The organism is Sporosarcina sp. BI001-red (genome assembly GCF_003384035.1).
Lineage (GTDB): Bacteria > Bacillota > Bacilli > Bacillales_A > Planococcaceae > Sporosarcina.
The window spans coordinates 360,175-374,858 of record NZ_QQAK01000012.1; the positions used below are offsets into that span (position 1 = coordinate 360,175).

Consider the following 14,684-nt stretch of genomic DNA (forward strand, 5'->3'; position numbering starts at 1 on the left):
GATGTTATTTTATCAGTTTGCGATGAATGAACGAATCGCCTCTTGGTTCTGCTCCAGATTCACTTCAATGACCGATCCCGCATGTGAGTAGTCGGCAAACGAATAGGAACCTTTTACAGGAACCGTAAGAGTCTCAATATCAGCTCCACCCTTCACTAACAAGTTCGTCAGACGAGAAAGTTCTTCTTTAGATGTCAAATCCGTTTCCACAGTTTGAGAAATCACACCTGCAATTTTTGGCGCGCGAACTAGCATGCTTGGTGTCACCGCTTGCTTTTTAACAGCGGACAAAACTTCCTGTTGACGGCGAACCCGTCCAAAATCACCTTCAGCGTCCGCACGGAATCGAGCATAACCCAATAACTCTTTTCCATTTAACTGCTGGACTCCTGGCATCAGAGTGACACCAATCTTCTCAGACATTGCTTTCTTTACATTCATTTCTACTCCATCTGGAAAGGCAGTGTTTGCGATGGTTTCAAAGTTATCAAAGTCTACGATCGCATAATGGTGTATAGGAATGTTGAACATGCCCGTGATTGTGTCCTTTGCACTTTGGACACCACCTAAATAATAGGCTGTATTGAGTTTGTATGATTTGTATCCAGGAATATCCGCATAAATATCACGCATAAACGACACAAGTTTCATTGTTTTTTCTTGCTTGTCCCACGAAAGGACCATCATAGTATCTGTACGGGATCTCCCACTGCCGTCATCATCGACGCCGAGTAACAAATAGTTTTCGACAGATGAGGTTGAAGGATCGAGCAAATCACCTTCAAAGTTCCCTGGCTCTATAGCATTTTTAGAGGCGATTCGTTTGCCCGCCATATATTGGTATGATGAAAAAAGTCCTATTCCGACAAACCCGACTAAAAAAAGAGTGACGAGTACTCTGCCTTTTCGCAATCTACGTCGTCGCCGTCGTTTCGGCACCGGGCCTTCATAGTGTTCTGACATTATTGTATTCCCCCAATAGTGAAGTCACAAAACAGGACGTTCTCGTAAGTCGTTGGTTGCATAGTGGAACTCTATTATATCATGCTTGAACACTGGACACTAAAAGAGTGAACGACTAAGATGTAAGAACGGACTGAATAGAAAGAAGGTAGACATAATGGGACAACTTGAAAAAGCAGTTTTTGCTGGCGGATGTTTTTGGTGTATGGTCAAGCCATTTACTGAATGGGACGGGATTCACAGTGTTGTCTCCGGTTATATGGGTGGGACGATTGAACACCCGACATACGAACAAGTGAAGGAAGGCAATTCAGGACATTTGGAAGTTGTGGAAATCACGTTCGACCCTGCACTTTATTCATATGTTGACCTATTGGCACTCTATTGGCCACAAATCGACCCTACGGATGCAGGAGGACAATTCCAGGATCGTGGTCACTCCTATACGACTGCCATATTCTATACAAACGAATCGCAACGTCTTGCTGCGGAGCACTCAAAGAACGAGCTTGCAGAAAGCGGTCGCTTCACAAAACCGATTGTAACGGTAATCCGTCCAGCTGAAACGTTCTATGTCGCTGAAGACTACCACCAAGACTTTTATAAAAAAGAAAAAGAAGCCTATGAAGCAGACCGTGTCCAATCAGGTCGAGACGAATTCATTCAAGCGAACTGGGAAGACCACAAATAATGTGGTCTTTTTTCTATTCCTTAAAAATCGATATCGAGACCTTTCTCTTATTATAACCAATAATGCCAAAGTGAAACGAAACCCTAATAATCTAGTGAAAAAAGTCGAATCCTTGAAATAGCTTGTCACCATATGTATAATTATAAGTTATCATTCAAATGAGACAATAAAAACTATTGAAAAAGGACGTGCCTTGATGAGTAAGAGTAAGATGACAAAAGATGATATTCGGAAATTTGCTAAAGACGAGAATGTGAATTTCATCCGACTCCAAATTACTGACATTCTCGGAATGATCAAGAGCGTAGAAATACCTGTTACCCAGCTCGATAAAGCCCTCGACAACAAAATGATGTTCGACGGCTCTTCTATCGAAGGATTCACTAGTATTGAAGAATCGGATATGTACTTAATTCCTGATTTAGATACGTGGATGGTCTTCCCATGGCCTTCTGGTGCGGGTAAAGTAGCTCGCCTCATCTGTGATGTCGCTCAAGCGGACGGAGCTCCCTTTCCTGGTGACCCGCGTGGGAATTTAAAACGCATCCTTAAAGAGATGGAACGCATGGGCTTTACAGACTTCAACTTAGGACCTGAACCTGAATTTTTCTTATTTAAATTGGATCGTCATGGAGAACCAACGATGCACTTGAATGACCAAGGTGATTACTTCGACTTCGCTCCGCTTGATCTCGGTGAAAATTGCAGAAGGGATATCGTCTTGCAGCTGGAAGAGCTCGGATTTGAGGTCGAAGCTTCCCACCATGAGTCAGCACCGGGTCAGCACGAAATCGATTTCAAGTATGCAGACGCTTTAAGAGCTTGTGACAATATCCAAACGTTTAAACTAGTAGTGAAGACAATAGCACGAGAACACGGCTTCCACGCCACCTTCATGCCAAAACCAATCTTTGGAGTCAATGGATCTGGTATGCATTGTAATATCTCGTTATTCAAAGACGGAGAAAATGCGTTTTACGATGAACATGGAGAACGAAAGCTTAGTGAAACTGCATATCAGTTCATGGCAGGTGTACTTAAGCATGTTAGAGGATTCACATCGATCACCAACCCTACCGTCAATTCTTACAAAAGACTCGTTCCTGGTTTCGAAGCCCCTTGCTATGTTGCATGGTCTGCGCAAAATAGAAGCCCGGCAATCCGAATTCCAGCTTCCCGCGGATTGAGCACACGAATCGAGGTCCGCTCTGTCGATTCAGTTGCGAATCCCTACTTGGCATTATCCGCTATTTTAAAAGCCGGGTTAAGTGGCATCGAACAGAAACTCGATCCTGGAGAGCCGTGTGATTGCAATATTTATGAAATGAAGGCACATGAACTCAACGAATTAGGAATCGAAACATTGCCAACAGACTTAGACCACGCGTTGATTGCTTTAGACAAAGACCCAGTGATGCAAGAGGCGTTGGGTACCCATATCTATACCAACTTCAGAAAAGTGAAGCAAAAAGAATGGGATAGCTATCGCATCACCGTCCATCCGTGGGAAATTGAACAGTATCGAAGAATGTACTGAAGACTTGATTGTTGTGTCATGATAGATAATAAACCCCGCACTCCATTGCAGAGTGCGGGGTTTATTCACGGGAAGTTGAGCTTCAATTCCATTACAATAGAAAGAATCCAATTCCCATGATGATGTAAGCTGCGAACAGAATGAGTCCTTCAAACCAATTCGATTCCCCGTCGTTGGATAAACTGATGACAAGAAGTGCCGCAGTCACCATCGCGACCAGTTCTGGAATCGTAAAGATAAGCGGCATTTGTTCTGGCATTAAAATTGAAATAAGAACTAATGCAGGTGCGACAAACATCGCCACTTGCAGTGTGGAACCGACTGCGATTTCTACAGCTACGTTCATACGATTTTTCAAGGCCATTGTAATCGCAGAAACGTGCTCAGCAGCATTCCCGACAATCGCTACGATAATAACCCCGATAAATAATTCCGACCATCCAAATTGCTCTCCAAGCGTTTCAAACGTATGAACCAGACGCTCTGAAACAAATGCAACGGCTACTGTACTTAGCAACAAGACCAGCATAGACTTCCCTTTCGTCCACTCCGGGATCTCTTCTTCTACGGTTTCATCACCTGAAGCAAAAACACCTCGATGGGTCACCAACTTGAAAAACAGACCAGACAAATAGATGGCAATCAAGATTATTGCAACTCCGATACTTAAGTGAAACGTTGTGTCAGTGTCCATTGTCATCGAAAATACTTCTGGAATAACGAATGCGACAACAACTGCAAAAATCAGTAATCCAGAGTTATAACGAGAATCCTGGAGACTGAAGTTTTGTTTCTTGAACTTCAGACCCCCTGCAAAGAAAGACAGGCCGAGCACGAGAAGTAAATTCCCCAAAACTGACCCTGTCAGTGATGCAAGAACAATTCCGATGAGACCAGCTTTTAACGTAAAAATAGAAATAATCAGTTCAACTGCATTTCCAAACGTTGCGTTCAGCAGACCCCCGATTCGTGGTCCACTCACAATCGCTAGACTTTCCGTAGCTCGCCCGATGAAACCAGATAACCCAATAATCGTTACACAGCTCAATACAAACATTAAAATATCTGACCAATTTAAGAAAGCACCCAGCGCAACAACTGGAACGCCTATAAAAACTACGATTGAAAAAATACGATTCATAATAATCCTCCCTTTTAAAGAACAAATTAGAGTATTTCAACCTATCCTTTAATTCCCTACTGATCGCATGAACAAACCCCTCCATTTACTTTTAAACGAATCATTTCAATTAAATTGAAAAAAATTCTTGTAAATGGAGTTGAATATGCGTATTATAAAAAATTATTATGCAACTATGATAATGACTAATTTTGAAAAAGGAAGTGGCCAGATGAGGAATACAACAAAAGACGACATTCGAAAATATGTGATAGAGGATAATGTAAATTTCATCCGTTTGCAATTTACAGATATTCTCGGAATGATCAAGAACGTTGAAATTCCTATCAGCCAGCTTGAAAAAGCGCTCGATAATAAAATGATGTTTGACGGTTCATCCATCGAAGGCTTTGTAAGAATTGAAGAATCGGATATGTATCTAATTCCTGATTTAAATACATGGATGGTCTTTCCTTGGCCGTCTGGCACAGGGAAAGTAGCGCGTCTTATTTGTGACGTGTCCCTTGCGAACGGAGAACCTTTCCCTGGGGACCCTAGAGGAAACTTAAAACGAATTTTAGCTGAAATGGAAGACATGGGATTCACGGACTTCAACTTAGGGCCTGAACCTGAATTTTTCCTATTTAAATTAGATAGTAACGGTGAACCTACCATGGAATTAAACGACCATGGAGATTATTTCGACTTCGCTCCACTCGATCTCGGTGAAAACTGCAGACGGGACATTGTCCTTGAATTGGAAGCACTCGGTTTCGAAGTGGAAGCTTCTCATCACGAAGCAGCTCCTGGTCAGCACGAAATCGATTTTAAATATGCAGATGCGTTAACAGCTTGTGACAATATCCAGACATTCAAACTCGTAGTGAAGACAATCGCTCGGAAACACGGTTTGCATGCGACGTTCATGCCAAAACCGATCTTTGGAGTAAATGGGTCAGGCATGCACTGTAATATTTCTTTGTTCAAAGATGGTGACAACGCATTCTTTGATGAAAACGGTGAGCGCAAGCTAAGTAAGACCGCGTATCAGTTCATGGCAGGCGTGCTGGATCATGTTGAAGGGTTTACTGCGATTACGAACCCAACGGTCAACTCCTACAAACGTTTAGTCCCTGGATATGAAGCACCTTGCTACATTGCATGGTCAGCACAAAACCGTAGCCCGCTCATCCGTATTCCGGCATCACGTGGCCTGAGTACACGAATCGAAGTACGCTCTGTCGATTCTGTGGCCAATCCTTATCTAGCACTGGCAGCGATTCTTAAGTCTGGACTGGATGGAATACAACGTGATCTCGATCCGGGTCACCCTTGTGATCGTAACATCTATGAAATGAATGCTATGGAACTTGAAAACGAAGGCATCGTCACACTGCCGACTGACCTCGATCATGCATTGTTAGCACTTGGAGAAGATACAATCATTCAAGAAGCATTAGGTAGTCACATTTACGCCAATTACAAAGAAGCGAAGCAAAGGGAATGGGATAGCTACCGGATTACGGTCCATGCATGGGAAATCGAACGCTATATGAAGATGTACTAATCGCAAATATAGCATGGCATACAAAAAGCCGGACACTCTGAAATTATCAGAGTGTCCGGCTTTTTAAATTAGGATTCTTTTGGAACATGATTCTTTTTCATTTCTTCAAATTCCTTATCGGAACAAAGAACGAAATGTTCAGGTGCGATTTCACGGAACTCAACATGCTCATCAGATCCATAGTTATGATCTTTAGGATTGTAAGGAGTACGTACGCGAGAACGCTCGTAGATTGGATCAGGAAGTGGTATCGCTGAAAGCAATGACTTCGTATACGCGTGCATCGGATTGCGATATAACTCATCCGCAGGAGCCATTTCAACGAGTTTCCCAAAGTACATAACACCAATACGGTCAGAAATATATTTTACCATCGACAAATCGTGTGCGATGAACAAATACGTCAGTCCGCGTTCTTCTTGCAAGTCTTTAAGCAAGTTAACGACTTGAGCCTGAATGGATACATCCAAAGCGGAAATCGGCTCATCTGCGATGATGAATTCAGGATCCACTGCGAGTGCACGTGCAATCCCGATTCTCTGACGCTGACCGCCGGAGAACTCGTGCGGATACCGTTCCGCGTGCTCGCGATTCAGTCCAACAGTTTCAAGCAAGGAAATCACTTTTTCTTTACGCTCTTTTTTAGATTTCGCAAGACCGTTATTATCGATACCTTCAGCAATAATATCCATAACTTTCATTCGAGGATTCAATGACGCATAAGGATCCTGGAAAATCATCTGCATTTTTCGGTTGAAGTCCTTGTTTCCCGCTTTTGATTTCTTGTCCTGAACGTTTATTCCATTAAAGAGTACTTCTCCATCTGTTGCATCATAAAGACGGATTATTGTCCGACCTGTCGTAGATTTTCCGCAACCGGATTCTCCAACAAGACCAAATGTTTCACCGCGATTAATAGAGAAGCTGATGTCGTCAATCGCACGGACTTCGGACGGCTTGCCTTCATTGAAATATTGTTTTAGATTCTTAACTTCTAATAAAACATCAGACATTACGCACGCCCTCCTGTTGCTTCATAGTATCTGCTGCCTGGGAAAGTACGCATACGCTCAATAATTCCTGATGGCGGTTCCACCTGAGGTGCTTGCGGATGCAACAACCAAGTTGCGGCATAATGCGTATCGCTCACTCGGAAAAATGGCGGTGGCTGTTCCATATCAATCTTCAGGGCATACTCACTGCGAAGAGCAAATGCATCCCCCTTAGGAGGATTCAGCAGATCAGGAGGTGTTCCTGGGATAGCATATAACTTCTCTTCATTGACATCCATAGAAGGCATCGAACTCAATAGCCCCCATGTATAAGGATGTTGTGGATTATAGAAAATCTCATCGACCGTACCGATTTCAACAATCATGCCGCCGTACATAACAGCAACACGGTCTGCTACGTTTGCAACTACGCCCAAATCGTGTGTAATGAAGATAATTGACGTATCAATTTTCTTTTGGATATCTTTCATCAGCTCTAAAATTTGAGCTTGAATCGTAACGTCCAATGCAGTAGTTGGCTCATCCGCAATTAGAATCTGTGGATTACACGCTAGCGCAGTTGCAATAACAATACGCTGACGCTGCCCTCCTGAAAATTGGTGAGGATACATTTTGTAACGGTTTTCTGCATTAGGAATCCCGACCATATTCAGCAGTTCAATCGCCACTTTACGCGCTTTCGCTTTGCTCACTTTTTGGTGTTTTAAAATCGGCTCCATAATTTGTTTACCTATCGTCATCGTTGGATTCAATGAAGTCATTGGATCCTGGAAGATCATCGAAATATCTTTACCACGAATTTTTTGCATCTCTCTTTCTGGCAATTTCGTCAAATCTTTGCCATCAAAGAGAATTTCTCCGTTTTTAAATTCAGAACTTGATTCGGGTAGCAAACGCATAATGGATTTTGTCGTAACCGACTTACCCGATCCCGACTCACCAACAATCGCAAGTGTTTCTCCTTTATTTAAGTCGAAATTCACTCCACGAATCGCTTTCACTTCACCAGCAAACGTATGGAAGGAAAGCTCTAAATCTTTAACTTGTAATATTTTACTCATTTCGCTTTCCTCCTATCAGTCTTTCATTTTCGGATCGAGTGCATCACGTAAACCATCACCAATTAAGTTGAAGGCAATCATTAAGACACTAATAACAATACATGGGAATAACAATACGTAAGGTTGGAATTCCATAACCTTAAATCCGTCATTAATAAGTGTACCTAGTGATGCCGCTGGGGGCTGCAACCCGATTCCAATGAAACTTAGAAATGCTTCGAAGAAAATCGCATTTGGAATAGTAAACATTGTGTTAATGACAATAATGCCCAAAACATTTGGCATTAAGTGTTTACCAATTATTCTAGAGTCATTTGTTCCGAGCGTACGAGCTGCTAACACAAATTCTTGGTTTTTGTATTTCAAAATTTGTGCACGGACGATACGCGACATTCCAATCCATCCTGTAATTGAGATGGCAATGATGATTGCCCCTATCCCTGGTTCCATCACCATGATCATGAGTATGACTACTATAAGTGTTGGTATACCAATCAGAATTTCTACGATACGCTGCATAACATCATCTGTACGACCGCCAAAGTATCCGGAAATTCCGCCGTATAAAACGCCGATCACTAAGTCAATTAGAGCTGCAACAAATGCAATTAGCAGTGAAATTTGAGTACCTTCCCAAAGACGCGTAAATAGGTCACGGCCTAAACCGTCTGTCCCGAACCAATAGTACTCATCCACTTTTTTCATTGCGTACAAATCAACTTTTTCACCGCTTAAATTACCTACACCATCCATAATCCCTAGTTTTTCAATCCCAGGCATTTTAGGTGGGAGATTAGCGTGTCTTAAGTTTTGAGCTGCACCGTCATGGCCGTTCAAATGTGGTCCGACTAACGCCATAATTACTAGTAAAACAAGTACTACCATACTAACAATCGCCGCTTTGTTTTTCCGAAGACGCAACCAAGCATCTTGCCAGAAACTTAAACTCGGTTTCTCGATACGTTCCGCATGTGAGCTGTCGATTTCAATCCGTTCAAATTGGTCTTGAGGCAGCTTTTCGATGTCTTTTTTCATTATGCTTTCCCTCCAGACAAGCGGATACGAGGATCAATGACTCCATATAAAATATCCACGATGAAAATAACAACAATTAGGAATGCTGAGAAGAATAATGTTGTACCCATAATTGTTGCGAAGTCATTCACCATAATTGAAGATACAAACTGCTCTCCGATTCCAGGGATCGCGAATATTTGCTCAACTACGAGTGAACCTGTAACCAGTCCTGCTGCAACCGGTCCTAAAACAGTAATCAATGGAATCAATGCATTTCGGAATGCGTGTTTAAATGCGATTTCAAATCCGTTTGCACCTTTTGCTTTCGCAAGAGTAATGTAATCAGATCCCATAACCTCAATCATTTCTGTACGGATGAAACGTGCAGACAATGCAAGAGGTCCCATTGCCAATGCGATCGATGGAAGAATACTCGATTTCCAACCGTCATTCCATAGTCCAACCGGTAGAAGGTGCCATTGTGAAGCAACAAAATATTGTAGCAGCGTCGCAAATACAAATGAAGGAATCGAGATTCCTAATATCGCAAAGAACGTACTTCCATAATCCCAGAAGGTATTTTGTTTTAATGCAGCAATCATACCGAGCAATATCCCGATTATCGTTCCGAAAACCATCGCCTGGGCACCAAGTATAAAGGAAGGTTTTATACGTGAAGCAAGGAGATCATTTACGCTTTTCCCTTTGAATGCAAATGATGTCCCTAAGTCACCTTTTGCTAAGTTCTTCATATAAATTGCATATTGGACGGGTTTTGGCTTATCAATTCCGTACTTCTTCTCAACAATTGCTTTTTGGTTATCATTCAATTTGTTGTAAGACGAAATTGGCGAACCCGGTAATGTTTGCATTAAGAAAAATGTTGCAGTCGCAATTAAAAACATTGTTATGAACATATAGATAATTCGTTTTCCGACATATTTAACCATGGTGCACCTCCAGATCTATGTACTGATATATGTTAAACCAATGAGCTGGTTTTTTTTCAAAATGAAAGCACTTACAAAACATTCACAAAACTCGCTATTATTAAAAAGAGAGTATATGGCGACAAACCACCATATACTCCCGTTATTCAGCTGTCTAACGCTTACTCTTTACCTGAAATATAAGCCCACTTGAAGCTATAGTCAGCACCGAATGGGTGACTTACTAAACCTTTGAAGTATGGTTTTTCAAGGAAAATCAATCCACGCTGATAAATCGGTGCAATCGCTGCATCTTCATCAAGAAGGATTTTTTCAGCTTTTGCAAATGCTTCATAACGCTCTGCTGGCTTCAAAGCAAGATCTCCTTTTGAATCAGCAATCAATTGGTCATATTCTTTGTTAGAATAAGACATTAAGTTGTTTGTTCCATCAGTAACGAACAAGTCAAGGAATGAAATTGGGTCTTGGAAGTCAGGGCCCCAACCAGAAACTTGAATGTCATAGTCTTGGTTACCGTCAAGCTCAAGGCGAACTGCGAATGGTACTTCTTTAAGTTTGATAGTCAAACCTTCAAGATTAGTTTCAAGCTGTGACTGGAAGTACTCGTCCATCTTTTTAGAAAGATCAGTATCTCCACCTAAGATTTCAAGCTCAAGTGAATCAACACCAAGTTCTTTTAGTCCAGTAGCCCATAGATCTTTTGCTTCTTCAGCATCGTACTCTAAGTGATCTCCACTAATATCTCGGAAATCCTTACCATCTTCATCATAAGCGAAATCTTTTGGTACTAGGAAGTTTGCTGGAAGTGATCCGTTAGCAAGAACAACGTCAGCAAGGTCTTCTTTTTGGAATGATTTCGCAATTGCTTTACGAATGTTTTCGTTAGCAAGAGGTGTTTCTTTACCGCCTTTTTCTTGGTTGAACTTGAAGTAGAATACTGATGTTTCAGGCTGTAGTACAGCTTCTTCATCTGTAGAGTACTGCATTGCCAAGTCGCCAGATACTCCAGCGCGGTCAAGCTTTCCATCTTTGTAAAGTTTAACAGCAGTTGCTGAATCCTGAACAACGTTTACATTGATTTGTGTAAGCTTTACGTTCTCTGCATCCCAATACTCGTCGTTCTTCTTGTAAACCCAGCTTCCGCCAGTTCCATCCCAGTCAGTAAGTGTGAATGGTCCGTTGTAAAGAAGGCTATCAGAGTTTGTAGCATATGCATCGCCTTTTTCAGTTACGAATGCTTCTTTTTGTGGGTAGAATGTTCCGAAAGACATCAATGAAAGGAAATATGGAACTGGACGCTCAAGCGTTACTTCCAAAGTCTTTTCGTCTTTCGCTACGATTCCAAGTTCTTTCTTATCCATTTTACCTTCACTAATTGCTGTAGCGTTCTTAACAGTACCAGACATCATGAATGGTCCGTAAGGTGATCCAGTTGCAGGGTCAATTGCACGCTGCCAAGCAAATACGAAATCTTCAGCAGTTACAGGTGATCCATCCGACCATTTTGCATCGCGAAGTTTGAACGTATAAGTAAGTCCATCATCACTTTCCGTTGCTTCTTCAGATGCCATTGCTGGAATAGCAGCATTTTCTTCATCTAAACGGTAAAGACCTTCGTTTACGTTATTCAATACGTTAAATCCTACTGCATCTTCAACGATTGCAGAGTCAACTGAAGGAATTGCAGCAGATTCAGCTAAGTTCAAGATCTGCTCAGCATCTGGCTCACCGTCTTCTTTTTTAGGTGTTTCAGTTGCATTTCCATCCTTGCCGTCTTCTTTAGTTGTATCTTCTTTTTTATCATCCGAACCGCCACAAGCAGCAAGGAAGATACTTAGTACTAATGTCATTGCCATTAGTAACAACCATTTCGTGTTCTTCAAGTTATAGCCCCCTTTTTTATAATTGTCTGAAGAATTAACACTATTTCATTATACAATTAAATTCTCTTAAGTCAAAGTGTTTTTGAAAAGAAATTTTACTAGCCATAACCAATTGACGAATGTGAATTGCCGCTAAATTGTGTCGTTAAGCGGTTTCTTGGCGTATTTTCTTTGTTAAAACTGTAATAGTATTGTATTATACATAGTGAATATAACTAGGATATAGAAAAAGAGGTTAGAAATTTGAAAAAAATCACGCTGTTGTTTTTATTTGGTCAACTTATTATTTTTATTCTATCCATAGCTTTAAATGACGGGATATCATTGTTAGCGTATATTAATAATTCATTTTACTTGGGAGGGCTTTTACTCTTTCTAGGAGGAATTATCTACATATTCCGAACCGGCTCATTTGATTTTTTCAATAGTAGCATGAGAAAAGTATTGTCCTTTAAGCATACTAAAGAAGATTTGGAGTCCATGCGCTCCCCTTCAGAAGTATTTTCCATAAGCCCGAGAATATTTTTCATTACAGGTATTCCAATGTTCATTACGATGTTCATCGCAATGGCTTTCTTCTATAGTTGAACTTGCATGTCCTGAAGTGTTTATGCACAATGGAATAGTGGTACAACTAGGTAAGTGGACTAAGTAGCAGACGACAGTCAGAATGGAGTGGGTTGTGGAATGGAAATACTTTTGTATGTAAGTGCAGCGATTGCGGCACTATCACTTCTTCTCATCGCAATATTCGTGATCATTACTTTAAAAAGCGCTAAAGCGACGATGAATGAAGTGTCAGAAACGTTAACAAGTATGCAAGGAAAGTTAAACGGCATTACCGATCAAGCAAACGAACTACTTGCAAATACAAACCGCATTACAGGTGATGTAGAACGTAAAATGCAATCATTGAATAGCGTTTCAAAGACAGCTGAAAAATTGGACGATTCAACGGTACATATAAATAAGTCGTTTCAATCACTGTCAGAACAAATTAGTAATCCTGATCCAAAGTACAAAGACTTGATGCAGAAAGCGAATACCATTACCGGAATCGCTGCTAGTATCTATTTCAGGGCGAAACGGGAAAAATCAAAACAAACGAATGCATCTTATTCAGCAAGACAGGACAAACCGCACACAGAGAGAATGGATTTACTCCCTTCTCCTCAAAAGAGATTACCGGAACCAAAGCAAAAAAACTAACGAAGAGGTGATGTAGATGGATTGGATGGGTATTGGTGTATTGGTCATCGGAATCGCCTTTGCAGTTTTAGTCGTGATTCTGATTAAGCCTCTGAAGAACCTTGGAGACGTAATGGAGAACTTGAAACAGACTACTGAAAAGTTACCTAATGTTATGGATGACGTAACCGGGCAAGCACAGCTCATATTGAATACGAGTAATGAAACGATTGGAAACGTAAATCAGCAAGTAAACGAAATTACTCCCCTTTTCAAGATCGTTGGAGATACTGGAGAAGCTGCAAGATCTCTTACACAAAGTGCATTGAGTAAAACGAATACACTGAAAAACAATACTGGGAATGCAGCAAACTTAACACGCCGCGAAAAGTATCAAGGTCTCTATGGTTTCTTATCATTCCTCTTCTATCTTCAACAAAACAAAAAAGAAGTGAAGGCAGAAGCTGAGCTTCTAAAGAAATAAGTTTTGAGCCGGTGCATTCATGCACCGGCTTTTTTATTTGCTTTCATAATGGATTCGAAGATATACTTCATCTTAAATGCCCATATGACTATGTTCAGTTTAAGAAGCTGTATATGCAAATTGAACATCCCATACTTTCTGAAGTCACAAGAAAGTTATTTTTTTATATTTCTCCAAACAAAAACGCTGGCAACTACCAGCGTTTTTCATCACTTTATAAGTCGTTCTTTACATACTTACCAGACTTCGCAGCAGCTGCCGCTTCTGCTTTCATCCGCTGAATATCATTCGCGCGGTGCTGGCCCTCACTTAACATTGTTCCTGGACGGAGATAACTTGATGACTTCTTCATCGCTTTGCTCTTCCGTATTGCAAAATATCCTAAAGCTGCTGTTCCATATAAACCACCAATGGATTTGTTACGAGTTCCCTCGTCCAAACCGTCAACTTTACGTTTCCCTGCATCTGTTATGTTATGAAGTGTTGCGGTTAAGTTGCGCGTTGTATTTCCGACATCACCCACTACTTCAAACATCGGTGTTAGATTCCCTAACTTCTCATTCACATCCGACAATGTATCATTAGAATGACGGATTAATTGTCCTGTTTCTCCCAGAACTCCATCGAGTTGGTCTGGAAGTTGATCTAGAGTTTTGTTCACTCCGCCAAGTGTGCCTGCTACTCCATTCAACACACGCGCTATGTAAATCGCAAGAATGAGAAAGGCGACGCCTATTAAGAGAACTCCAATTCCGGTTAAACTCATTTTCATCCCTCCATCATTTTGTTATGTTTTCAGCTTTTTTCCATGTAGAAAAAAGGCTTGAAGTAAACTCTGCAAGCTGTATAAGCCCAACAAAGGGTTTAGTTCCCGGTAAATCCGGTTGCTTCGCATACGTTTCGACTAGTCCATGTACACTTTCTGAAGCTTTGTACGCAGTATCTCCAATGTTTTTCGCAGTTTCTACTACGCTGTTCAAAGCATCTAATTTCATTTGTACATCAGTTGCTGAAGTTCTCGCCTCAACAATTGTCAACTCTAATTCTTTAATGGAGACGTCCGTTTTGTCTGCCATTCGTTTCGTAGTACTTCCGACTTTCGTCAGCAATCCTGAAATTCTTGTAAGTACAATGCATAAATAAATTGCGAAGATCGCGAACGATACGGCGATTAAAAATACGCCAATATGGACAAATGTCATTCAGCAAT

The 14,684-nt window shown here is 41.2% G+C and carries 15 protein-coding genes; 6 read left to right on the forward strand and 9 right to left on the reverse strand.

The genetic code is table 11. The features are described from left to right. Positions 1–12: 12 nt before the first annotated feature. Positions 13–963 (reverse strand): LCP family protein, encoded by a 951-nt coding sequence (locus tag DVB69_RS11245; protein ID WP_116019188.1) that lies wholly within the window; start codon positions 961–963, stop codon positions 13–15. 157 nt (positions 964–1,120) lie between these two features. On the opposite strand from DVB69_RS11245, the gene msrA reads away from it, so the two are divergent. Continuing rightward, positions 1,121–1,654, forward strand: a complete 534-nt coding sequence (gene msrA, locus DVB69_RS11250) for a peptide-methionine (S)-S-oxide reductase MsrA (protein ID WP_116019189.1) — start codon at positions 1,121–1,123, stop codon at positions 1,652–1,654. A 196-nt stretch (positions 1,655–1,850) separates the two neighbouring features. Then, complete coding sequence (glnA, locus tag DVB69_RS11255) at positions 1,851–3,191, forward strand: type I glutamate--ammonia ligase (protein WP_116019190.1); 1,341 nt, start codon at positions 1,851–1,853, stop codon at positions 3,189–3,191. Between the two features lie 91 nt (positions 3,192–3,282). Here the strand turns inward: glnA (DVB69_RS11255) and cax are convergent, their stop codons facing one another. Continuing rightward, complete coding sequence (gene cax, locus DVB69_RS11260; protein ID WP_199562853.1) at positions 3,283–4,332, reverse strand: calcium/proton exchanger; 1,050 nt, start codon at positions 4,330–4,332, stop codon at positions 3,283–3,285. A 211-nt stretch (positions 4,333–4,543) separates the two neighbouring features. Between cax and glnA (DVB69_RS11265) the strand changes: the two genes are divergently transcribed. Further along, entirely contained in the window at positions 4,544–5,878 is a 1,335-nt protein-coding gene (glnA, locus tag DVB69_RS11265) for a type I glutamate--ammonia ligase (RefSeq protein ID WP_116019286.1), read from the forward strand. Between the two features lie 68 nt (positions 5,879–5,946). Here glnA (DVB69_RS11265) and DVB69_RS11270 read toward each other — a convergent pair whose 3' ends face one another. From DVB69_RS11270 to DVB69_RS11290, 5 genes are all read right to left on the reverse strand, one after another. Further along, entirely contained in the window at positions 5,947–6,891 is a 945-nt protein-coding gene (locus tag DVB69_RS11270; RefSeq protein ID WP_116019192.1) for an ABC transporter ATP-binding protein, read from the reverse strand. Next, entirely contained in the window at positions 6,891–7,952 is a 1,062-nt protein-coding gene (locus DVB69_RS11275; protein WP_116019193.1) for an ABC transporter ATP-binding protein, read from the reverse strand. The genes DVB69_RS11270 and DVB69_RS11275 overlap by 1 nt, the downstream gene beginning before the upstream one ends. Before the next feature lie 15 nt (positions 7,953–7,967). Beyond that, positions 7,968–8,987: an oligopeptide ABC transporter permease gene (gene opp3C / locus DVB69_RS11280; protein WP_116019194.1), complete on the reverse strand. Its 1,020-nt coding sequence runs from the start codon at positions 8,985–8,987 to the stop codon at positions 7,968–7,970. Further along, entirely contained in the window at positions 8,987–9,919 is a 933-nt protein-coding gene (gene opp3b, locus DVB69_RS11285; protein WP_116019195.1) for an oligopeptide ABC transporter permease, read from the reverse strand. The genes opp3C and opp3b overlap by 1 nt, the downstream gene beginning before the upstream one ends. Before the next feature lie 161 nt (positions 9,920–10,080). Further along, the gene (locus DVB69_RS11290) at positions 10,081–11,802 is read right to left on the reverse strand and encodes a peptide ABC transporter substrate-binding protein (protein WP_116019196.1); all 1,722 of its coding nucleotides are present in this window, start codon (positions 11,800–11,802) and stop codon (positions 10,081–10,083) included. Between the two features lie 243 nt (positions 11,803–12,045). On the opposite strand from DVB69_RS11290, the gene DVB69_RS11295 reads away from it, so the two are divergent. The 3 genes from DVB69_RS11295 (at position 12,046) to DVB69_RS11305 (ending at position 13,474) form a co-directional block, all read left to right on the forward strand. Then, the gene (locus DVB69_RS11295; RefSeq protein ID WP_158541079.1) at positions 12,046–12,390 is read left to right on the forward strand and encodes a DUF3899 domain-containing protein; all 345 of its coding nucleotides are present in this window, start codon (positions 12,046–12,048) and stop codon (positions 12,388–12,390) included. A gap of 99 nt (positions 12,391–12,489) precedes the next feature. After that, entirely contained in the window at positions 12,490–13,011 is a 522-nt protein-coding gene (locus DVB69_RS11300) for a DUF948 domain-containing protein (protein ID WP_116019198.1), read from the forward strand. A gap of 16 nt (positions 13,012–13,027) precedes the next feature. Continuing rightward, positions 13,028–13,474 (forward strand): DUF948 domain-containing protein, encoded by a 447-nt coding sequence (locus tag DVB69_RS11305; protein ID WP_116019199.1) that lies wholly within the window; start codon positions 13,028–13,030, stop codon positions 13,472–13,474. Positions 13,475–13,688: 214 nt separating this feature from the next. Here the strand turns inward: DVB69_RS11305 and DVB69_RS11310 are convergent, their stop codons facing one another. Beyond that, entirely contained in the window at positions 13,689–14,240 is a 552-nt protein-coding gene (locus tag DVB69_RS11310; protein WP_116019200.1) for a DUF948 domain-containing protein, read from the reverse strand. Positions 14,241–14,253: 13 nt separating this feature from the next. Continuing rightward, a complete protein-coding gene (locus DVB69_RS11315) occupies positions 14,254–14,676 on the reverse strand; it encodes a DUF948 domain-containing protein (RefSeq protein WP_116019201.1) in 423 nt (140 codons plus the stop codon). Positions 14,677–14,684: the final 8 nt, after the last annotated feature.